This window comes from Acidovorax sp. (genome assembly GCF_016783915.1).
GTDB lineage: Bacteria > Pseudomonadota > Gammaproteobacteria > Burkholderiales > Burkholderiaceae_C > Acidovorax.
Window position 1 is genome coordinate 1 of the sequence record NZ_JADHVT010000076.1, and the last position, 20,262, is coordinate 20,262.

18 protein-coding genes, 6 tRNA genes and 1 pseudogene are annotated in these 20,262 nt (G+C 61.5%); 13 read left to right on the forward strand and 12 right to left on the reverse strand.

Translation table 11 applies throughout. The annotated features are described in order from the left end of the window. From ISS20_RS14445 to ISS20_RS14455, 3 genes and pseudogenes are all read right to left on the reverse strand, one after another. A pseudogene (locus tag ISS20_RS14445) lies at window positions 1-338 on the reverse strand (phosphodiesterase); the annotation flags it as partial. Window positions 339-354: 16 nt separating this feature from the next. Beyond that, entirely contained in the window at window positions 355-963 is a 609-nt protein-coding gene (locus tag ISS20_RS14450; RefSeq protein ID WP_291437706.1) for a retropepsin-like aspartic protease, read from the reverse strand. A 163-nt stretch (window positions 964-1,126) separates the two neighbouring features. Beyond that, the gene (locus tag ISS20_RS14455; RefSeq protein WP_124515111.1) at window positions 1,127-1,612 is read right to left on the reverse strand and encodes a YajQ family cyclic di-GMP-binding protein; all 486 of its coding nucleotides are present in this window, start codon (window positions 1,610-1,612) and stop codon (window positions 1,127-1,129) included. Between the two features lie 73 nt (window positions 1,613-1,685). Here ISS20_RS14455 and murB point away from each other — a divergent pair, with 73 nt between their 5' ends. Continuing rightward, window positions 1,686-2,759, forward strand: coding sequence for a UDP-N-acetylmuramate dehydrogenase (murB, locus tag ISS20_RS14460; RefSeq protein ID WP_291437710.1), 1,074 nt, complete (start codon window positions 1,686-1,688; stop codon window positions 2,757-2,759). A 66-nt stretch (window positions 2,760-2,825) separates the two neighbouring features. On the opposite strand, the gene ISS20_RS14465 is transcribed toward murB, so the two are convergent. The 7 genes from ISS20_RS14465 to ISS20_RS14495 form a co-directional block, all read right to left on the reverse strand. After that, window positions 2,826-4,748: an ATP-binding protein gene (locus ISS20_RS14465; RefSeq protein ID WP_291437712.1), complete on the reverse strand. Its 1,923-nt coding sequence runs from the start codon at window positions 4,746-4,748 to the stop codon at window positions 2,826-2,828. Window positions 4,749-4,824: 76 nt separating this feature from the next. Beyond that, window positions 4,825-5,226, reverse strand: coding sequence for a hypothetical protein (locus tag ISS20_RS14470; protein ID WP_291437714.1), 402 nt, complete (start codon window positions 5,224-5,226; stop codon window positions 4,825-4,827). Window positions 5,227-5,234: 8 nt separating this feature from the next. Then, window positions 5,235-5,648 carry a molybdopterin-dependent oxidoreductase gene (locus ISS20_RS14475; protein ID WP_291437716.1) on the reverse strand — a complete coding sequence of 138 codons (414 nt, stop codon included), beginning with the start codon at window positions 5,646-5,648 and terminating at the stop codon, window positions 5,235-5,237. A gap of 331 nt (window positions 5,649-5,979) precedes the next feature. Then, window positions 5,980-7,317, reverse strand: coding sequence for an argininosuccinate synthase (gene argG / locus ISS20_RS14480; RefSeq protein WP_291437718.1), 1,338 nt, complete (start codon window positions 7,315-7,317; stop codon window positions 5,980-5,982). A gap of 85 nt (window positions 7,318-7,402) precedes the next feature. After that, on the reverse strand, window positions 7,403-7,720 hold the full coding sequence (locus ISS20_RS14485) for a pyrimidine/purine nucleoside phosphorylase (protein ID WP_015014470.1): 318 nt from the start codon (window positions 7,718-7,720) through the stop codon (window positions 7,403-7,405). Window positions 7,721-7,883: 163 nt separating this feature from the next. Further along, a complete protein-coding gene (locus ISS20_RS14490; protein WP_291437721.1) occupies window positions 7,884-8,546 on the reverse strand; it encodes a glycine zipper 2TM domain-containing protein in 663 nt (220 codons plus the stop codon). Window positions 8,547-8,681: 135 nt separating this feature from the next. Beyond that, complete coding sequence (locus ISS20_RS14495; protein ID WP_291437723.1) at window positions 8,682-9,074, reverse strand: arsenate reductase; 393 nt, start codon at window positions 9,072-9,074, stop codon at window positions 8,682-8,684. A gap of 52 nt (window positions 9,075-9,126) precedes the next feature. Between ISS20_RS14495 and folC the strand changes: the two genes are divergently transcribed. From folC to ISS20_RS14555, 12 genes are all read left to right on the forward strand, one after another. Next, the gene (gene folC, locus ISS20_RS14500; protein WP_291437725.1) at window positions 9,127-10,452 is read left to right on the forward strand and encodes a bifunctional tetrahydrofolate synthase/dihydrofolate synthase; all 1,326 of its coding nucleotides are present in this window, start codon (window positions 9,127-9,129) and stop codon (window positions 10,450-10,452) included. Window positions 10,453-10,474: 22 nt separating this feature from the next. Continuing rightward, the gene (locus ISS20_RS14505; RefSeq protein ID WP_291437726.1) at window positions 10,475-11,317 is read left to right on the forward strand and encodes an SPOR domain-containing protein; all 843 of its coding nucleotides are present in this window, start codon (window positions 10,475-10,477) and stop codon (window positions 11,315-11,317) included. Between the two features lie 25 nt (window positions 11,318-11,342). Then, window positions 11,343-11,831: a CvpA family protein gene (locus tag ISS20_RS14510; RefSeq protein WP_291437728.1), complete on the forward strand. Its 489-nt coding sequence runs from the start codon at window positions 11,343-11,345 to the stop codon at window positions 11,829-11,831. A 78-nt stretch (window positions 11,832-11,909) separates the two neighbouring features. After that, complete coding sequence (gene purF, locus ISS20_RS14515) at window positions 11,910-13,415, forward strand: amidophosphoribosyltransferase (protein ID WP_291437730.1); 1,506 nt, start codon at window positions 11,910-11,912, stop codon at window positions 13,413-13,415. A 145-nt stretch (window positions 13,416-13,560) separates the two neighbouring features. Next, window positions 13,561-14,982, forward strand: coding sequence for a glutamate--tRNA ligase (gltX, locus tag ISS20_RS14520; RefSeq protein ID WP_291437732.1), 1,422 nt, complete (start codon window positions 13,561-13,563; stop codon window positions 14,980-14,982). 65 nt (window positions 14,983-15,047) lie between these two features. Beyond that, window positions 15,048-15,123 (forward strand) — tRNA-Ala (locus tag ISS20_RS14525). Window positions 15,124-15,155: 32 nt separating this feature from the next. After that, window positions 15,156-15,231, forward strand: a tRNA-Glu gene (locus tag ISS20_RS14530). Window positions 15,232-15,284: 53 nt separating this feature from the next. Further along, window positions 15,285-15,361: transfer RNA gene (locus tag ISS20_RS14535), tRNA-Asp, on the forward strand. 65 nt (window positions 15,362-15,426) lie between these two features. Next, window positions 15,427-15,502: transfer RNA gene (locus ISS20_RS14540), tRNA-Ala, on the forward strand. A gap of 37 nt (window positions 15,503-15,539) precedes the next feature. After that, window positions 15,540-15,615: transfer RNA gene (locus tag ISS20_RS14545), tRNA-Glu, on the forward strand. Window positions 15,616-15,668: 53 nt separating this feature from the next. Continuing rightward, window positions 15,669-15,745, forward strand: a tRNA-Asp gene (locus tag ISS20_RS14550). Between the two features lie 215 nt (window positions 15,746-15,960). After that, window positions 15,961-18,843 carry an EAL domain-containing protein gene (locus ISS20_RS14555; protein WP_291437734.1) on the forward strand — a complete coding sequence of 961 codons (2,883 nt, stop codon included), beginning with the start codon at window positions 15,961-15,963 and terminating at the stop codon, window positions 18,841-18,843. Window positions 18,844-19,072: 229 nt separating this feature from the next. Here ISS20_RS14555 and ISS20_RS14560 read toward each other — a convergent pair whose 3' ends face one another. Together ISS20_RS14560 and ISS20_RS14565 are read right to left on the reverse strand one after the other, a co-directional pair. Continuing rightward, window positions 19,073-19,831, reverse strand: a complete 759-nt coding sequence (locus ISS20_RS14560; RefSeq protein ID WP_291437736.1) for a 3-hydroxyacyl-CoA dehydrogenase — start codon at window positions 19,829-19,831, stop codon at window positions 19,073-19,075. A 122-nt stretch (window positions 19,832-19,953) separates the two neighbouring features. Continuing rightward, window positions 19,954-20,262: extracellular solute-binding protein (locus tag ISS20_RS14565; protein WP_291437737.1), on the reverse strand; the 309-nt coding region annotated here is incomplete at its 5' end.

Sequence of the window (20,262 nt, forward strand, 5' to 3'; positions counted from 1 at the left end):
GCCGCCCGCACCAGACTGTCGCGCTCACGCTTCGGTAGCTTGAGTTCGAGCGCCATGATGTGGCACAGCGTGCCACATACCAGCGCGTGCGAGGCGCTGTAGCCCACTGTGGACGTGGAGGCATGCTGGAACATCAGGTAAAGCGCCGCATCGATGTCATGCGCCACCAAATCTTGCAGCCAAGCATCTAACTGCCGTACCTTACCCGGAAAGTCCTGCACCTGCAGCGGCCGGCTCAGCAGCACCGAAAGGGCCGACTCCAGGTCGGACCAGAGGCTGAGCAGGTCTTCGTACTCCCCTTCGGAGTGTGCGTGGGTGGAGGAGGGGTGTGCAGACATGGCGGGTGTACAGGCGTCAGTGGCGCTTTTCCAGCACCATCTGGTCGTTGGTGCGTGTCATCTGAAACTCGTTCAGGAAGCTGTTGCCCAGCAGCACATAGGGCATGGGCTGCGAGGTGATGATGGCCTCCACCCCAAAGACCTCGACGTCGCCAATGCGGATGGAGTTGAGCTTCATGCGCCAGCCCTGCGCGACGCCATTGGCGGTGTTCACGCGCACCGGCTGGCCGCTTTGGTAGTTGAGGCCCATGCGCTCCGCATCCGGCCGCCCGATGGCGACAGTGGAAGCTCCGGTGTCCACCATGTACTGCATCACCTGCCCGTTGATGGTGCCGCTGTTCACAAAATGGCCTCGGCCATCTGCCACCAGCAGAATGCGTTTGCCGCTGCCACTGCGTCCGCCCACGCTCACGGGTGCCTCGCCCAGCCGCAGCGTGCGCCGCGCGCCCTGGATCTCGACGGTGGCTTCGTCCTTGGCGACGGCGATGACTTTCACACCCTGGAACTCATCTCCCGCGCCCACCGCCTTGGGCGGGTTGGCATTCACCACGATCAGCGCCTTGCTGCCCAGCACACCTGCCAGCGCCACGGCCTGTGCATGCGCCAATGCGGGGCCAAGCAGCAAACCGATCCACAGGGCTACGATGCGTTGATACCGGCGCGATCCAGGCGAGACCTGCTGCGCAAGGGCCGCCCCGCCGTGCTGGCGGCATCCCCCTGTCCGCAGCGCTCCGCAATGCAAGAGCGGGGGGAAGGCCCGCAGGACCTCAGGGGGGTGTTGCTTCATATCAGTCGCGGAAGTTGTCGAACGACAGCGGTACGTCCGTCACATCTTTGCGGATCAGGGCCATGGCGGCTTGCAGGTCGTCGCGCTTGGCGCCGGTCACGCGCACCTTGTCTTCCTGGATGGCGCCTTGCACCTTGAGCTTGCTCTCCTTGAGCAGCTTCTGGATCTTCTTGGCCAACTCGCTCTCGATGCCGTTGCGCACCTTGATGACTTGCTTGACCTTGTCGCCGCCCATTTTCTGTACATCGCCCATGTCCAGAAAACGCACGTCCACATTGCGTTTGGTGAGCTTGTTGCGCAGCACGTCTTCGATCTGAGTGAGCTGGAAGTCGGCATCGCCGATTAGCGTGATGTCTTTGTCCTTGATCTCGATGCTGGCAGAAGTGCCCTTGAAGTCGAAACGGGTGGCGATTTCTTTGGCGGTGTTCTCGACCGCGTTTTTCACTTCAACGAGGTTGGCTTCGCAAACGGTGTCAAAAGATGGCATGGTGGGTCTCAATCTCAGGGAAAACAGGTGCAGATCGCAGAGGGCCGAAAGGTCGGATGCGACAATCGAGCCAATGGTAGTCGAGAAAAACGCCCCTTTACAGCCCTGCAACACCTTCGGCATTGCCGCGCGCGCCCAAACCCTGGTGCGCGTGCATTCGGTGGACGACCTGCGGGCTGTGCGGGCTGACCCCCAGCTCGTGCACGCACCGAAATTTGTGCTGGGTGGTGGCAGCAACATCATCCTGACCGGTGACGTGAAGTCCGTTGTGCTCAAGATGGAAATCAAGGGCCTGCGCCTGGTGGAGGAAACGTCCAAGGCCTGGATCGTGGAGGCGGGCGCTGGCGAGGTGTGGCACGACGCCGTGGCCTGGACGCTGGCTCACGGCTATCCCGGGTTGGAGAATCTGGCCTTGATCCCGGGCACCGTGGGTGCATCGCCCGTTCAGAACATTGGCGCGTATGGCGTGGAGCTGCAGGACCGTTTTGAGTCGCTTGACGCCATCGATCTGGCCACGGGCCAGTCATTCAGCCTGGACGCCGCACAATGCGGCTTTGGCTACCGCGATTCCGTTTTCAAGCATGCGCCCTCTGAAGCGCAGGACGGCAGCGGGCTTCCGCGCGGCATGGGGCTGGCAGGCCGGGCTGTGATCACCCATGTGCGCTTTCGGCTGCCCAGGCCGTGGAAGCCGGTGCTGGGCTATCTGGACCTGGAGCGCCGTCGCGCCGAGGCTGGGGTGGAGCACCCCAGTGCCACGCAGATTTTTGACTGGGTCTGCGACATCCGCCGCGCCAAGCTGCCCGACCCTGCCGTGGTGGGCAATGCGGGCAGCTTCTTCAAGAACCCCACCGTGTCGCCCGACCAGTGCGCCGACATCATCGCCCGCGAGCCGAAAATCGTGCACTACCCCATGCCCGATGGCAGCATCAAGCTGGCGGCGGGCTGGCTGATTGACGCCTGTGGCTGGAAGGGCAAGTCCATCGGAAAGGCCGGGGTGTACGAAAAGCAGGCTCTGGTGCTGGTCAACCGGGGGCAGGGCGCCGACAGCGTGACGGGCGGCGAGGTGATGACCCTGGCCAAGGCCATCCAGACCAGTGTGTACGAGCGCTTTGGCATCCGGCTGGAGCCCGAGCCCGTGGTCGTGTGATTGGCCCATTGCCCGCTTTTTGAGAAGTGCGTGGGCTCCGTCTATTGAGCCGGGCTGGGTAGGCGTTCAGACGCTGCCGATATCCCCCGCGCTGTGCCTTGTTGCCAGCGTCTGGACATCGGTCAGTCCCATACGCAGGCACAGTGCGTGTGCCATTTCCCACGCGTCCAGAAGCTCTGTTCGGACCTTGGCAGCATTCGCCGCTTCGACACCATTTTTTTCGAGGTGTGATGCCAATGCTGCCAGCTTGTGAAAGCCCAGGTTGGCCGCTGCACCCTTGAAGGTGTGGGCGGGACTGCGCAGGTTGTGCCCCGGCTCCTGCTCCGCCTGGTGCAGGGCATGCACCAAAGCGTCCAAGGCACCTGATTCATCGCTGAAATAGCTGCGTAGCAGGGAGCGGTAGCCCTGCGCCGAGATGCCAACGCACACATCCCCCACCATCGCCATGTCAATGTGTGCGGTCAAATCGCCGGGTTTGAAACGTTTTCGCGGGCTCTGCGATGTTTTCTGGGGGGCGGTTGCTGCTGGCATCTTCTTCGCCGCAGCAACTTCCGTTTCGGCGTCCGAGGCCGATTGAGCAGGCGCGCCGCGCAAGCCAAAATGGCTTTCCAGTGTGGCCTGAAGGGTTGCAACATTGACCGGTTTGCTTACGAAGCCGTTCATGCCGCAACTTGCAGCTTTATCGCGCGTCTGTGCAAACACGTCCGCTGTCAGTGCGACAATGGGCAATTGCTCGGATCCCATCTGATCACGGATCCTGCGTGTGGCCTCGAAGCCGTCCATGATGGGCATGTGCAGGTCCATCAGCACCAGGTCTGGGCGCTGGTCGCGAACGGCAGCGCAGGCTTGTACGCCGTCGTTGGCAAACACCACTGTGTGCCCCATGTCCTCCAGCAGTGCGCCCATGTATTTGCGGTTCACAAGGTGGTCGTCCGCTACTAGTACGGTCAGGCCCTGCACGTTGGCCGGGCGGGTGGGCGGCGGCAGGTCGTCGATTTGAGCGGCATGCTGCTCAGGTGCGGTTTCCGGCGCTGCCGTCATCGGCAGGGACAGTTCTACCGTGAAAGTGCTACCTTTTCCGGGCGCGCTGGCAACATGGATATCACCTCCCATGCGCCGCGCGAGGTTGCGCGATATCTCCAGCCCCAGTCCTGTGCCGCCAAACCGGCGGGAAGTGCTGTCGTCCCCTTGTGTGAATCGCTTGAAGAGTTTGGACAGCGTGTTGGCGTCTATGCCTATACCTTCGTCGAGGACCTCTATGCGCAATGGATAGGTGTCGTCAGCACCGGCCGAGACATCGCCTAGCGATTGCGATTGCCCCATCTCACTGCGGCGCAGAAGCAGGGATACCCTCCCGCTCTCGCTGAATTTGATCGCGTTTGTGACCAGGTTCAGAACAATCTGCTTGAGCCGGGTGCTGTCTGCCTGGACCCATTGAGGCACATCGGTATCAAGATGTGTATGAAAATCCAGCCCTTTCTGCCTGGCCAGGGGCTCCGTCAGGCTCTTTGTGCTGTCGATCAGGGCATGCAGATCCGTGGCGTGCGGATGGATCGCCATCTTCCCTGTCTCCATGGCTGACACATCCAGAATATCGTTCAAGAGGGAGAGCAGGTGGTCTGCCGAGCCACGTGCAGTGTTTACATACTCCTTCTGCCGCAGTGTGAGTGTTGTCCGCTCTAGCAGGCTCAGCATGCCCAGCACACCGTTAAAGGGGGTTCGAAGTTCGTGACTCATGTTGGCCAGGAACTGGCTTTTGCCCCTGTTGGCTGCCTCCGCTGCCAGGTTGGCCTCTTGCAGGTTGTGCGTGAGTTGCTGCATGGCGAGGCGCTCCTGCTCCACCCTGTGATGGCGCCAAGCCAGTGATGCTGCAGCGGCCAGCAACAGCAACAGTTGTGCAAGGATAAGTGCCATGATCTGCCGGCTTTGGTCGAGCATGGTCGACTCCTGCCCTTCAAGCAAGGCCGCCGTTTGGCGGGTGACCGACATGGTGAGCTCCTGCACGCTGGGGCCGATGGCATTGAAGGTCGGCAGCAAGTTGACCAGTTGATCGCGCGTGGGATTGCTAGGGGGGCAATAGGGCCGCATCCACCTGGTCGAGCAGGGCGACGAGCTGGGGGATCGTGCTCTGGTATTCCGAGCGCTCCTGCAGGGCGATGGTGCTGGGCGTGTCCTGCATCAGTTGCAGGCGGCTCGCAAAAATATCGCTTCGCAGTCTGAGTGTTTCCAGGTCTATCGGAAGTCTGCTGTGGGCATTGACGTCAACCGCCTGCCGCAGGCGGAGAAACTCGCGTTCCAGCTGGAACGACAAGGCGATGATGGAGTCGCTCCGCAAGTCGGCACTCTTGCGGATGGCCTGCTGCTGTGTGAACTGCAATACCAGTAGCACTGCCATGGCTGCTGCCATGATGGTGGTGCCCAGGGCCAGCCACAGCATGTAGCGCCGACTGTCGCGGTGAGCGGGCATGGCGAGGCTTAGTCCACCTTCAGAGATTTGAGCTGCCATGCAGAGCGGCCGTAGTATTTGGCCGCCTTGAGCTCAGGCGTGGTGTCGAACGGGTAAATGATGAACAGTGGCCCCTTCGTGCGCACCGAGATGGGCTGGTCGTTGATACGGTGGGCCACGATCACGTCGAACTGCCGCGCATCCTCCATGGGAATGCTGGTCTTGTAGTCGTTGAGAGCCATGGCCTCCAGCGCGACGCCGCTGGCTTTCGCGGCGGCCAGCACATCGCGCAGCAGCGGACCAGTGAACTTGGTGGGTTCCTTGTACCAGGGCGTACTGGTCACAAAACTCCGCTGGGGAAGTGCTTCTAGCATGGCGAGGTCAAACGCTGCGACGCCTTGCAGGTTGGTGCTCCCCACCTTCCCTGAGATGGTCAGGATCACGGGACCTGCAGGTGGTTGCATCCCCCAGGCCGGCATCCATAGGAGCAGGGCGGCGACAAGTGCGAGCGTACGGCGCAAACTGAACTTCAGGGGGGGGAAAGCGGTAGGCATGAATGACTCCTTTATCGGGTGTGTGATGGGTTCATTCTATGATAAATATGATTTAAATGATATTTTTTTGATGAATGTATGGGTATGCGAGCAGCATTGCTGCCATCAGGGCATAAAAAAAAGCCACCGTTGTCGGTGGCTTTACTGCAAATTTAGTAGCTCATAGCGCTTTATGTGACGGCGCTAGAGCCCCATTTGACGACCAATATTCCGTGTGGTCCTATTTGCGATCGTTTTCCAGCTGTGCCAAAGCTGCGTTGCCGCCAAGCGACAGCAGGCCAGCGCGCGAATACACACCAAGCTTGCCGCGCGTGTCCGAGATGTCCAGGTTGCGCATGGTCAGCTGGCCGATGCGGTCCAGTGGGCTGAACGGCGCGTCTTCCACCTTTTCCATCGACAGGCGCTCGGGCGCATAGGTCAGGTTGGGCGATTCCGTGTTCAGCAGCGAATAGTCGTTGCCACGGCGCAGTTCCAGTGTCACGGTGCCGGTCACGGCGCGGGCCACCCAGCGCTGGGCGGTTTCGCGCAGCATGATGGCCTGGGGGTCGAACCAGCGGCCCTGGTACAGCAGGCGGCCCAGCTTCAGGCCGTTCATGCGGTACTGCTCGATGGTGTCTTCGTTGTGGATGCCGGTCACCAGGCGCTCGTAGGCGATGTGCAGCAGCGCCAGGCCGGGGGCTTCGTAGATGCCGCGGCTCTTGGCTTCGATGATGCGGTTTTCGATCTGGTCGCTCATGCCCAGGCCATGGCGGCCGCCGATGCGGTTGGCTTCAAGGATCAGCTCGACCGGGTCATTGAACTCCTTGCCGTTCAGCGCCACGGGCTGGCCTTCGTTGAAGGTCACGGACACTTCCTCGGCCTTCACTTCGACCTCTGGCTTCCAGAACGCCACGCCCATGATGGGGTTGACGATGCGGATGCCGCTGGACAGGAACTCCAGGTCCTTGGCTTCATGCGTCGCACCCAGCATGTTGCTGTCCGTGCTGTAGGCCTTCTCGGCGCTCATCTTGTAGCCAAAGCCAGCCTGGGTCATGAATGCCGACATTTCGGCGCGGCCGCCCAGTTCGTCGATGAACAGCTGGTCCAGCCAGGGCTTGTAGATCTTGAGCGAGGGGTTGGTCAGCAGGCCGTAGCGGTAGAAGCGCTCGATGTCGTTGCCCTTGAAGGTCGATCCGTCGCCCCAGATGTTGACGTCGTCCTCCTTCATCGCAGCCACCAGCATGGTGCCGGTCACGGCGCGGCCCAGGGGGGTGGTGTTGAAGTAGGTCAGGCCGCCGGTGCTGATGTGGAAGGCGCCAGCCTGCAGGGCGGCAATGCCTTCGTGGGCCAGTTGCGTGCGGCAGTCGACCAGGCGGGCCTTCTCGGCGCCGTATTCCATGGCCTTGCGGGGGATGGCGTCGTAGTCGGGCTCGTCAGGCTGGCCCAGGTTGGCGGTGTAGGCGTAGGGCACGGCGCCCTTGAGCTTCATCCAATGCAGTGCGGCGCTGGTGTCCAGGCCGCCAGAGAAGGCGATGCCGACCTTTTGGCCGAGGGGGAGGTTCTGGAGGATGGTTGCCATGGAATCTTCTTCAAAAATGATAGCTGCCAGCGCATTGTGGACTAGCGCTAGAGGCCAAAATCAAGCAAATTTCAGCCCGAACATCTCAGCCGAAATGGCAGATGTAGTGGTAGGCCTCGGTCACGCGGATGTCGAACTTGGAGTTGCCGGGCACGCTGAACTTTTCGCCTGCGGACGATTTCACCCATGCATCGGTGCCTGCCAGCTTGTATTCGCACGAGCCTGCCACGCATTCCATGATTTCAGGAGCGCCGGTGTTGAACGTGAGCGTTGCGGGCAGCACCACGCCCACCGACTTCTTCGTGCCGTCCGGGAAGGTGATGCCGTGGCTCACGCACTTGCCGTCAAAGTACACATTGGCCTGGGTGGTGACGGACACGCCGTCGATTTTTTCGGTGGTCATGGATGCGCGCGTAGGAATGGAGGAAACCCGCGATTTTAGGGCAGGGTGCTGACGCATTGGGCTGTGCGACCCAACGAAACCCATGCCCGCCGCCGCTTGCACCAAGAAAAAGAGCCCCGAAGGGCTCTTTATTCACTGGTTTGTGCGGCTACGCTGCCAGCCTTCAACGCCAGTACGGGTTGCGGTGGTGCGGGTAGTAGGGGCGGCCGCTGTCGTAGCCGTATTCAATGACCGTTACCGGGGGCGTCACATAGGTGGGCGGCGCCTGGTACACCGGCTGCACGGGGTAGGTGGAGGTCACCACACCCGGTTGGCTGTAAACACCCTGGGCCGCATACGGGTCGGGCTGTGTGGAATAGGTCTGGCCGGCGGGCTGCACGTTCACGGGGATCCAGCGGCCCGGATCGTTCTGGGTGCGGGTGGTGTACTGGCGGCCTGCGTATTCATACACCACGTTGTAGCCTACGGTACGGTTTTCGTAGTACGTCTCGGTGGAGCAACGCTGCACGTTCTGATACTGCGGCTGGCCGTTGCCCTCGATCTGGTTGCCTACTACGGCGCCACCCAGCACCCCGATGGCGGTGGCTGCTGCGCGACCGCTGCCCTTGCCGATGGTATTGCCCACAGCGCCCCCGGCAATCGCGCCAATCACAGCGCCGGCGCCCGTCGTGCGGTTGCCGTTGTAGACGGTCTCGTTGCCACACACCTGCTGCGGAACGCCGACCTGCTGAATGATGGGCGTGGCAGACAGCACATGGCCTTGTTCCTGAGCGCTGGCCACGACGGCGACGGCTGCCAGGGCAGAAAAAATGACGATCTTTTTCATGGAGAAACTCCTTTCGGGTCGGTACATAACGCACCAGACTGCAGAAAAGTTTAGGCCCGCAAGGTCAATTCGGGGCCCGGACGCCGTAAATCTGCGTAAAGATTTGTGCGATTTTCCCGCGTTCCCCGTCCCAAGTCAGCCCTTGGATGCGCCATTCAGCCCGGCAGGCCACTGCTCTGGCACAAATCCGACGGTCACATGCGTGCCTTGGGCGTGCTGCCACTGCACCACGGGGCGCTTGATCACACTGGGTTGTTGCTGCATCAGCGCACTGGCGCTGGCGTCGTCCTGCACCGATGCCTGTGTGGCTGCGTCCAGCTTGCGCCAAGTGGTCCCCTGACGATTGATCAGCTTCTGCCAGCCCACAGCCTTCAGCCAGCCAGGGAGCAGCTCGGTGGGAACGCCTTGCTTCTTGAAATCATGAAACTGGATATCCAGCCCCTGTTCGGCAAACCAGGCGCGGGATTTCTTGACGGTATCGCAGTTGGGGATGCCGTAGACGGTGATGGCGGTGTTCATGCTGCGCATCATCCTCGAAATCGCGGGGGTGAATGCTGGCTCGGCGACAATCCCCAGCTGTATGCAAACCAAACCCCACACCCTGGAAGGCTGGCTGCGCCACTGCGAGCAGCTGCACCCCCGCAACATTGATATGGGCCTGGATCGGGTCGCCGAAGTCGCCCGCCGCATGGCACTGCGGTTCGAGTGCCCGGTAGTCACGGTGGCGGGCACCAACGGAAAAGGCTCGACCTGTGCCATGCTCGAAGCGGTGGCTTTGCAGGCGGGTTACCGCACCGGCGTGTACACCTCACCGCATTTGGTGCATTTTGAAGAGCGATGCCGCGTGCATGGCGAAATCGTCTCGGCGGCAGACCTGGTGCCCCATTTCGAGGCAGTGGAGAGCGCCAGAACCCAGAACGGCAACGAGGTGTCGCTCACATATTTTGAGTTCACCACCCTGGCCATCCTGCGGCTGATGAGCCATGCGCTGCTGGATGTGGCAATTCTAGAAGTCGGCCTCGGAGGGCGGCTGGATGCCACCAACGTGATCGACACCGACTGCGCCATCGTCACCAGCATTGACATCGACCACACAGAATTTCTCGGCCCGGACCGCGAGAGCATTGGCCGCGAAAAGGCGGGCATCATGCGCACAGGCCGCCCTGTCATCGTGAGCGATCCCGTGGCACCCCAGAGCGTGGTGGACCATGCGAGGGAGATTGGCGCAGATTTGTGGAGTTTTGGGCGCGATTTCAACTTTTCGGGCGACAAGCAGCAGTGGAGCTGGGCCGGACGGGGGCGGCGTTATGCCGGGCTGGCCTACCCGTCGTTGCGCGGTGCCAACCAGCTCGTGAACGCCTCGGGCGTGCTTGCCGCTTTCGAGGCATTGCGTGACCGGCTGCCGGTGACCGCCCAGGCTGTGCGCAACGGCATGGCGATGGTGGAGTTGCCGGGGCGCTTTCAGATTGTGCCGGGGCAACCGACCCTGGTGCTGGATGTGGCGCACAACCCGCACTCCGTGGCGGCGCTCACGGCCAACCTGGATGCGATGGGGTTCTTCCCCGTTACCCACGCGGTGTTTGGCGCCATGGCGGACAAAGACCTGGCGCCCATGCTGGCCAAGGTCGGGCCTCTGGTGGACCGTTGGTATTTCACCGATCTGCCCACTCCGCGCGCAGAGTCGGCCGCCGTGTTGCAGCAGAAGTGGAATGCCGTGCACATGGTGGCTGGTGGTCGCCGGGACGTTACATCCAGCTTGCATGCCGACCCACTGCAGGCCCTGCAGGCGGCGGTGGCTGCCGCAGACCCCGCTGATAGAATTGTGGTCTTTGGCTCGTTCTACACGGTGGGGGGAGTGTTGATCAATGGAACACCCCGCTTGCACGCCAAACATCTGGGCGCCTGAGCGCCTCACGAGTCCTTAGTCCATGGCATTTTTCAAGTTCCGGTGGCCCGGTCAGGGTGAGCAGCAACAGGCCGAAAAGCCGTCCAAGCGCCCGCGTACACCACAGGCTGAGAGCATCGAAGTGATGCGCCGCCGCGCCCGGCATCGGTTGATTGGCGCTGCGGTGCTGGTGCTGGTGGGGGTCATCGGATTTCCCCTGCTGTTTGATACCCAGCCAAGGCCTATTCCGGTGGATATTCCCATCGAAATCCCGGACCGGAACAAGGTAGCGCCTTTGGTGGTGCCTGCGCCAGTGGCTGAAACTACCGCCGCCAAGCCGGCTGCACCCTCCACCCCAGAGCCAGCCCCGACTGCCACTACGCAACGGCCTGCGCCTTCGCGTACCGCCGCCGCTAACGGCTTGGCCGAGGGTGAGGAACTTGTGCCTAGCGCTCGCCCAGCAACGAGCAAACCTGCGGCGGCGCCAGCAACTGTACCCGCTAAGCCCGAGGTAAAACACGAGGCCAAGCCGCCCTTGGCCCCCGCGCCATCTCCTGCACCCGAGCCCAAGCCTGCGCGTGCCGACGACTCTGCGCGTGCCCGCGCCTTGCTGGAAGGCCGCACCACTGAAGCGCCAGCGGCCACGAGCGCCGAAGAGGCCCGCTTCATCGTGCAGGTCGGTGCCTTCGCTGACGCTGAAAAAGCCCGGGAAGCCCGCACCAAGGTAGAGCGGGCGGGTCTCAAGACCTATACCCAGGTGGTGGATACCAAGGACGGAAAGCGCACCCGGGTGCGTGTGGGCCCGTTCACCAACCGGGCAGAGGCAGACAAGGCGGCGGCGCGCATCAAGGCGTTGGACCTGTCGGCTTCGGTGCTGACCCTGTAAGCATCGATCAGGTTCTCTGTTGTCCATGGCTGCGCTGGATTGGGTGTTTGTGGCCGTGCTGCTGGCCTCCATGCTGATTGGTGCGTGGCGTGGTCTGGTTTTTGAAGTGCTATCGGTACTGGGCTGGGTGGTGTCGTTTTTTGTGGCGCAGTGGTTTGCAGCCGATGCGGCGGCCTTGTTGCCCATGGGTGGTTCGGGGGAGTCGCTGAGATATGCGGCGGGCTTCGTGGTGGTGTTTGTGGCTTCGGTTTTTGCGTGCGGTTTTCTGGCCTGGCTGGCCAAGAAGCTGGTGGAAGCTGTGGGGCTGCGCCCTGCGGACCGCACCTTGGGCGCCGTTTTTGGTGTGCTGCGTGGTTTGGTTCTGTTGCTTGCCGTGGCCGTGGTGGCTGGCATGACCCCCGTGCACGAGGCGCAGTGGTGGCAGGAATCGCGGGGCGCACCGGTCTTAACCGACGTGCTCAAGGGGTTGAAACCGGCGCTGCCGGACGAATTTGGAAGGCATCTGCCTTCGTGAGATCGAAGCGGCAGCGGTCAGAAGCTGCTGCCGTTGGATGACCGCGGGGCTGTTCCCGCAAACGGATGGAATACAACTATGTGTGGAATCGTCGGCGTCGTCAGTCCTGCGCCCGTCAATCAGCTGATCTATGACGCCTTGCTGCTCTTGCAGCATCGCGGCCAGGACGCGGCTGGCATCGTGACCCAGCAGGGCCGCAAATTCTTCATGCACAAGGCCAAGGGTATGGTGCGCGACGTCTTTCGCACTCGCAACATGCGTGCTCTGCCGGGCAACGTGGGCCTGGGCCAGGTGCGTTACCCCACCGCCGGCAATGCCTACAGCGAGGAAGAAGCGCAACCGTTCTACGTCAACGCCCCGTTCGGCATCGTGCTGGTGCACAACGGTAATCTGACGAACGCACGCGAACTGCGCACCGAGCTGTTCCAGACGGACCATCGTCACACCAACACCGAAAGTGATTCGGAAGTCCTGCTGAACGTGTTTGCGCACGAACTCGAACGCGCTACGCGTGGCGTGCCGTTGCAGCCTGAGGACGTGTTCACCGCAGTGCGAGCGGTGCACAAGCGCATCAAGGGGTCGTATGCCGTGATCGCGCTGATCGCTGGCCATGGCCTGCTGGCCTTCCGCGACCCTCACGGCATCCGCCCGCTGGCCATGGGGCGCAGCCAGGACGGTACGGTGATGGTGGGCAGCGAGTCGGTAGCGCTGGAGGGCACGTCCCATGTGTTCGAGCGCAATATCAACCCGGGCGAAGCGATTTTCATCACGCTCGATGGACAGGTTCACGCCAGCCAGTGCGCAGAGAACCCGCAGCTCAACCCCTGCATTTTTGAGTTTGTGTACCTCGCGCGGCCTGATTCGGTGCTTGACGGCATATCTGTCTATCAGGCGCGTCTGAACCTGGGTGAAGCCTTGGCCAAACGCGTGGTGTCCACCGTGCCACCCAACGAAATCGATGTGATCATTCCGATCCCCGAGTCCAGCCGCCCCAGCGCCACACAACTGGCGCATCTGTTGGGCGTCCCCTACCGGGAAGGCTTCGTCAAGAACCGCTACGTGGGGCGCACCTTCATCATGCCGGGGCAGGGAGTGCGCAAAAAGTCGGTGCGCCAGAAGCTGAACGTGATTGGCAGCGAATTCAAAGGCCGCAACGTGCTGTTGGTGGATGACTCCATCGTGCGTGGCACGACCAGCCGCGAGATTGTGCAGATGGCGCGCGACGCAGGTGCTCGCAAGGTGTACCTGGCCAGCGCAGCGCCACCCGTGCGCTACCCCAACGTGTACGGCATCGACATGCCCACCAGCAGTGAACTGGTGGCCCATGGCCGTACAGTGGAAGAGATTCGCCAGGCCATCGGCTGCGACGCTCTCATTTACCAGGACGTGGACGGCATGAAGAAGGCCGTGGGCGCGCTCAACAATGCCATCGTTGGGTTCGATGCCTCGTGTTTTGACGGCGTGTATGTGACCGGCGACATCACAGCAGAAGGCATCGCCAGCTTGAACGAAGGGCGTGTGGGCGCAGAGGAGGGAGAGGAAGACACCTCGCGCCTGGCTCTGCCCAATGCACAGGAAGCGTAGCCAAGGACTTGCGCAAGCACCGCGGGCCATTGCACACCCTGTGTAGCCCCGGCTTTTTCGGGCAATGCGGCAGCCGCGCTGGCTGCGCCTTGCTGGATTGACTCCACCGTGAAACTGGCCCCGTTGAGGGCCAGAATTGATTGTTATGACTGAAAACACTGCCTCGAGCGCCGGCCGCGTGCGCACCCGTTTTGCTCCGTCTCCCACGGGCTTCATTCACCTGGGCAATATCCGCTCGGCGCTGTATCCCTGGGCGTTTGCCCGTGCCACGGGGGGGGATTTCATTTTGCGCATCGAAGACACCGATCTGGAGCGCTCCAGCCAGGCGGCAGTGGACGTCATCATCGAGGGCATGGCCTGGTTGGGCCTTAACCACGACGAAGGCCCGTTCTATCAGATGCAGCGCATGGATCGCTACAAAGCTGTACTGGCGGAGTTGCAGGCGGCTGGCCACGTATATCCCTGCTACATGAGCGTGGCCGAGCTGGATGCCCTGCGTGAGCGGCAGATGGCTGCCAAGGAGAAGCCCCGCTACGACGGCACCTGGCGCCCCGAAACCGGCAAGACTCTTCCGCCTGTTCCCGAAGGGGTTTTGCCAGTGCTGCGCTTCAAGAACCCGCAAGGAGGCGTGGTGGCCTGGGATGACAAGGTCAAGGGCCGCATCGAGATCAGCAATGACGAGCTGGATGACCTGGTGATCGCGCGCCCCGACGGTACGCCCACCTACAACTTCTGCGTGGTGGTGGACGATATCGACATGGCGATCACGCATGTGATCCGTGGCGACGACCATGTGAACAACACACCGCGCCAGATCAACATCTTCCGCGCCCTGGGCAAGGAACCTCCGGTGTACGCCCACTTGCCCACCGTGCTCAATGAGCAGGGCGAGAAGATGAGCAAGCGCAATGGCGCCAAGCCCGTCACGCAGTACCGTGATGAAGGGTATCTGCCCGATGCCATGGTGAACTACCTGGCGCGTCTGGGTTGGAGTCACGGAGATGACGAAATTTTCAGCCGCGAGCAGTTCCTGCAGTGGTTCAACCTGGACCATCTGGGCCGGAGCGCTGCGCAGTTCGATGAAGCCAAGCTGCGCTGGGTGAATGCCCAGCACTTGAAAGCGATGGCTGATGATGCGCTGGCCGCGCTGGTTGCTCCGCAGTTGCAGGCGCGTGGTGTTTCGGCCGATGCGTTGGCTGATGGCCGTCTGTCCCGGATCTGTGCGCTGTTCAAAGACCGGTGCGACACCACAGTCGTGCTTGCCAATTGGGCACAGGTTTTTTATGGCGATGTGTCGCCTGTGGATGCAGAGCGCGCCCAGCATGTCACCGATACCATTGCGCCCGCTCTGGATGCACTGGCTGATGCTCTGGTGGCATGTGAATGGGACAAGGCTTCTATCAGCGCGGCGTTCAAGCAGGTGCTGGCGGCTCACGGCCTGAAGATGCCTCAGCTGGCGATGCCCGCCCGCGTGCTGACGGTTGGAACAGCCCACACGCCATCGGTCGATGCTGTGCTGGAACTGGTCGGACGCGAAAAAGTTGTAGCGCGTTTGCGAAACCGCTAAAAATCTGTCTATAATTCAAGGCTCAGGTGATGACAACAAATACTAAGTGTTTGAAGTCATTTAGTGGGGGTATAGCTCAGCTGGGAGAGCGCTTGCATGGCATGCAAGAGGTCATCGGTTCGATCCCGTTTACCTCCACCACGTCACTTGACAACGGTTAGTTCCAAGGTTTTGACCCTATCGTCTAGAGGCCTAGGACATCACCCTTTCACGGTGAGTACCGGGGTTCGAATCCCCGTAGGGTCGCCAAGTTTGTAGCGCTTGGCTTGTGTTGGTAAATGCAAGCGAAAAGCTGCCTGCCAGGAGTGGTAGTTCAGTTGGTTAGAATACCGGCCTGTCACGCCGGGGGTCGCGGGTTCGAGTCCCGTCCACTCCGCCAGTCACAAGCCTTTGCAGGTGTTTCCAGTGCAAAGGTTTTTCTTCGGCGCAAGCCAAAGAAGTTTTGGGGGTATAGCTCAGCTGGGAGAGCGCTTGCATGGCATGCAAGAGGTCATCGGTTCGATCCCGTTTACCTCCACCAAAATTGTCAGTAGTAGTTCGGTTAGTTCCAAGGTTTTGACCCCATCGTCTAGAGGCCTAGGACATCACCCTTTCACGGTGAGTACCGGGGTTCGAATCCCCGTGGGGTCGCCAAGTTCGTAGCGCTTGGCTTGTGTTGAGAAACGCAAGCGAAAAGCTGCCTGCCAGGAGTGGTAGTTCAGTTGGTTAGAATACCGGCCTGTCACGCCGGGGGTCGCGGGTTCGAGTCCCGTCCACTCCGCCAGATATCAACCGCTGCAGTCGCAAGGCTGCAGCGGTTTTTTTATGCCCTTCACGGTTGTCGGTATATGCACCTGTGCGGGCATTGCAAGCTTTGCTGACTGGGCAACTGGCATCGGGTTTTGACTTGTTACAAGGGGTTGCGCCTGTGCAAGAATCGTCCACAGCCTGCCGCACCGCCAAATCTCAACCGCGTGCCTCACCGATACACAGCCGTCCATGAACCTTTTTCGGTTGCAGATTCACCCACAGCACCTGGCCAGTTTCAAAGCGGTGGCGCCGGTGCTTTACTTGTTGACCAGCTGGGTGGTTGTAGCCTGGGCCTATTTTTCGGTGGCCAGTCCACAGCGGGTGGGTCATTACCTGACGCTGCACCAAGTGCTGGAGACACTGTCTATTACCGTGTCGGTCCTGGTGTTTGCGGTGGGGTGGAAGGCGCACAGCCTGAATCCCCAGCGTAACGTCCTCATTCTGGCCTGCGGCTTTTTGGGGGTAGGGATTGTGGATTTTTCGCACATGCTGTCGTTTGACGGCATGCCAGACTACATCACGCCCAACTCGTTATCTAAAGCCATTAATTTTTGGTTGCCTGCTCGTTATCTTGGGGCATTGACACTATTGTGGGCGGTGGCGATGCACTGGCGTGCGCCGGGCGACGTGGCTACCCCAAGCCCTCGTCGTTTTGGAGTTTTGGCTCTGGTGTTGGGCCTGGTGGGGGGCGTGCATGTGGTGGCCTTCTGGTTCCCGCATTTGTACCCACAGACCTACGATGCTCAAGGGCTGACGTGGTTCAAGGTTGGGGCTGAATATGGCGTGGTGGCTTTGTACGGCGTATCGCTTGCGCTGCTACTGCGCCGGTCACGCGAGCGTGCCGCGTTTGATGTGGCACGCTTGTTCGCCGCCGTATGGGTGATGGCTTTGAGCGAGATTTTTTTCACGTTCTATGTCGTCGCCACTGACCTCTTCAACCTGTTGGGCCATCTGTACAAGGTAATCGGGTATTACTACCTCTACCGGGCGATATTCGTGGGCACTATCGAGGCGCCGTATCGGGTGCTCAAGGAGTCCGACAAAGCCATGCGCGCTGTGCTGGATGCTGTGCCTGATCTCATGTTTGAGGTGACCCGGGATGGCCACTACGTTCAGATCCACACGCGGCAGCCAGATCTGCTCTTTCTGCCTGCCAGCGAGGTGATTGGCCGTTCGATCCACGACATCCTGCCCCCAGCAGCCGCAGCCGTGATGCAGGCTGCGATCGATGCAGCGGCTGAGCACGGCCTGGCCCGCGACTTCCAGTACGCGCTGGATTTGCCCGACGGGCCGCACTGGTTTGAACTGTCTGTGGCGCGCAAGGTAATGGACGATGAAGCGGACGATAGCTTTGTGGTGCTGTCGCGTGACATCACCCAGCGCGTACAGACGCTCGATACTTTGCGCAAGCTGCGCCACGCCGTGGAGCAGGCGCCCAACTCCATCTTCATCGCAGGCGCTGACGGCAACATCGAATATGTGAACCCTGCGTTCACTGCCACGACGGGTTACAGCCCCGAGGAGGTGATTGGCCGCAACCCGCGCCTGCTGAGCGCGGGGGGCACACCTGCCAGCGTGTATGCCGACCTGTGGGCGCACCTGACGTCAGGCCGTCCGTGGCGCGGCGAGTTCGTGAACCGTCGTAAGGGTGGTGGCGAGTACAACGAGTCCGCCATCATCTCGCCACTGCACGACGAGCAAGGCCGCATCACCCACTACCTGGCCGTGCAGGAGGATGTGACGGAACGCCGGCGCGACGAGGAGCGCATTCGCAAGCTGATCAACTTTGATGCGCTGACCGGCTTGCCCAACCGCACGATGTTCGCCTCCCGGTTCAGCCAGGCACTGGCATTGACGCAGCGCAGCGGCCAGCAGCTGGCCCTGCTGTACCTGGACTTGGACCATTTCAAGAACGTGAACGACTCGCTGGGTCACCAGGTGGGCGATGGGTTGCTGATCGAGATTGCGCGCCGCTTGAAGTCGGTGGTGCGCGACGAGGACACGGTGTCCCGACAGGGTGGGGACGAATTCGTCATCGTGCTGCCCTTGACCGATACACAACAGGCGGCCCACGTGGCCGACGAGCTGCAGGCGCAGATACGCCGCATCTGCAAGCTGGAGCACCACGAGCTGGTGGTGACGTCTTCGATCGGGATTGCGATGTACCCCGAAGACGGTGGTGACTTTGAAACCCTGGCCCAGCGCGCCGACGCGGCCATGTTCCGCGCCAAGGAGTCTGGACGCGACACCTACCGGTTCTTCTCGGCGGACATGCAGGCGCGGTCGCTCCGGGTGCTGCAGATCGAGAATGCCCTGCGCAGCGCCTTGGTGCTGGGACAGCTGACGCTGCACTACCAGCCGCAAATTCGCCTGAAGGACCGTCAACTGGTAGGGGTGGAGGCCTTGCTGCGCTGGACCCACCCGGAGCTGGGTGCCGTCAGTCCGGCTGAGTTCATACCGGTGGCTGAGAGCAGCGGCCAGATTCTGCGCATGGGCGAATGGGTGCTGCGCACTGCGCTGAGCCAGGCACGGCGGTGGCGCGATGCTGGCCACACCGGGCTGGTGGTGGCGGTGAACCTGTCGATGGTGCAGTTTCGCCATCCGGGCCTGGTGGACATGGTGAGCCGGGCGCTGGCCGACAGCGAGGTGCCGCCGCAGATGCTGGAGCTGGAGCTGACCGAGAGCATCGCCATGGATGCGCCAGAGCAAGTGATTGCCATCGTGCAGCAGCTGTATGACCTGGGTGTGCAGTTGTCCATCGACGACTTTGGGACCGGGTACTCTTCGTTCAGCTATATCCAGCGCCTGAAGGTGCACAAGCTCAAGATCGACCAGTCGTTTGTGCGGCATTTGGGCGACGACCCCAGCGCGCCCCACATCGTGCGCGCCATCATTGGTTTGGCGCAAAGCCTTGGCCTGGAAACCATTGCCGAGGGCGTGGAAACGGCTGCGCAGCGTGACGTGCTTTGGGAACTGGGCTGCTACACCGGGCAGGGCTACCACTTCAGCCGCCCCGTGCCAGCCGCTGACTTGGAGGGGCTTCTCACCCAAGGTCACGCAGTCTTGGGTTGAGAAGGCGGGAGACAGAGGTAAGCCACCGCCAAAACGAAACCGCCGCGTTGTGAGCGCGGCGGTTGGGTGGGCATCAGCAAAGTGTTTGGCTCTCAGTAGTCCTGCGGCCTTTCCGGGCCTCTTGTGGACGACTTTTTGTGCCAAACAGGCACCATGTGCTAGAGGAATATGCCTAAGGTGCTATCGAAAGAGTAGCATTCAGACATGCCTCCCTAACTCAATCCCCAGCTCAACGTGGTGCCAGGCGAATGGCACCATCCAGGCGGATCACCTCGCCATTGAGCATGTCGTTTTCGAGGATGTGGCGCACCAGTTTGGCGTAGTCCTGGGGGGTGCCCAGGCGGCTGGGGAAGGGCACGCCAGCGGCCAGCGCGTCCTGAACTTCCTGGGGCATCCCGAACAACATGGGCGTGCCGAAAATGCCGGGGGCAATGGTCATGTTGCGGATGCCGTTGCGCGCGAGGTCGCGGGCAATCGGCAAGGTCATTCCGACCACGCCACCCTTGGAGGCTGCGTAGGCGGCCTGGCCGATCTGCCCGTCATACGCGGCCACGCTGGCCGTGGAGATCAGCACACCGCGCTCGCCTGTGGACTCGGGCTCGTTCTTGCTCATGGCTTCGGCAGCCAGGCGGATCATGTTGAAGCTGCCGATCAGGTTGACCGTGATGGTCTTGCTGAACAGGGCCAGCGCATGCGCCCCATTCTTGCCCACGGTCTTCTCGGCGGGTGCGATACCAGCGCAGTTCACCAGGCCCACCAGTTTGCCCAGCGACACAGCCTTGGCCACGACGGCCTGGCCATCGGCCTCGTTGCTCACATCGCACTTCACGAAGGCGCCGCCAATTTCCTTGGCGACGGCCTCGCCTTTTTCTGCCTGCATGTCGGCAATGACCACGGTGCCGCCCTGGGCGGCCAGCATGCGTGCCGTGCCTTCGCCCAGGCCCGAAGCGCCGCCGGTGACGATGAATACCTTGCCTTGGATTTCCATGGTTGTCTCCAGTAAGTGACGTTAACGTAAACGTCAATTATGTCGCATCTCCCGCCCACACCGCAGGCGAAAAAAAGCCCGGACCAGGCCGGGCTTTTGGTTTGTGAGTGCAGTGGCGTAGCTTACTGGAACCCAACGCGGTCCAGCATCTGCTGCACCTTGGTGGTGTTGGCGCCCACGGCACTGATCGGGATGGTCTCGCTCTTGAACGGCTTGCCGCCGGTCATGGCCTTGAGGGCCGGGTTGTCCAGTGACACGCCCTTGGCAGCAGGCCACTCGTTGTTGCCATTGGCAAAGTAGTTCTGTGCTTCCGGGCTGGCCAGGTATTCGAGAAACTTGATGGCATTGGCCTGGTTCTTGGAGTGTTTGGCCACCGCACCACCGGCGATGTTCAGGTGCGTGCCCCAGGACTCCTGGTTCGGAAACACCAC

Coding starts and splice junctions, on each gene's coding strand:
- ISS20_RS14555 (WP_291437734.1), top strand. CDS start 15,961: ATGAACCTTTTTCGGTTGCAGATTCACCCACAGCACCTGGCCAGTTTC.
- ISS20_RS14560 (WP_291437736.1), bottom strand. CDS start 19,831: ATGGAAATCCAAGGCAAGGTATTCATCGTCACCGGCGGCGCTTCGGGC.
- folC (WP_291437725.1), top strand. CDS start 9,127: ATGCAAACCAAACCCCACACCCTGGAAGGCTGGCTGCGCCACTGCGAG.
- ISS20_RS14505 (WP_291437726.1), top strand. CDS start 10,475: ATGGCATTTTTCAAGTTCCGGTGGCCCGGTCAGGGTGAGCAGCAACAG.
- murB (WP_291437710.1), top strand. CDS start 1,686: ATGGTAGTCGAGAAAAACGCCCCTTTACAGCCCTGCAACACCTTCGGC.
- ISS20_RS14455 (WP_124515111.1), bottom strand. CDS start 1,612: ATGCCATCTTTTGACACCGTTTGCGAAGCCAACCTCGTTGAAGTGAAA.
- ISS20_RS14465 (WP_291437712.1), bottom strand. CDS start 4,748: ATGTCGGTCACCCGCCAAACGGCGGCCTTGCTTGAAGGGCAGGAGTCG.
- ISS20_RS14490 (WP_291437721.1), bottom strand. CDS start 8,546: ATGAAAAAGATCGTCATTTTTTCTGCCCTGGCAGCCGTCGCCGTCGTG.
- argG (WP_291437718.1), bottom strand. CDS start 7,317: ATGGCAACCATCCTCCAGAACCTCCCCCTCGGCCAAAAGGTCGGCATC.
- ISS20_RS14495 (WP_291437723.1), bottom strand. CDS start 9,074: ATGCGCAGCATGAACACCGCCATCACCGTCTACGGCATCCCCAACTGC.
- ISS20_RS14485 (WP_015014470.1), bottom strand. CDS start 7,720: ATGACCACCGAAAAAATCGACGGCGTGTCCGTCACCACCCAGGCCAAT.
- ISS20_RS14510 (WP_291437728.1), top strand. CDS start 11,343: ATGGCTGCGCTGGATTGGGTGTTTGTGGCCGTGCTGCTGGCCTCCATG.
- gltX (WP_291437732.1), top strand. CDS start 13,561: ATGACTGAAAACACTGCCTCGAGCGCCGGCCGCGTGCGCACCCGTTTT.
- ISS20_RS14470 (WP_291437714.1), bottom strand. CDS start 5,226: ATGCCCGCTCACCGCGACAGTCGGCGCTACATGCTGTGGCTGGCCCTG.
- purF (WP_291437730.1), top strand. CDS start 11,910: ATGTGTGGAATCGTCGGCGTCGTCAGTCCTGCGCCCGTCAATCAGCTG.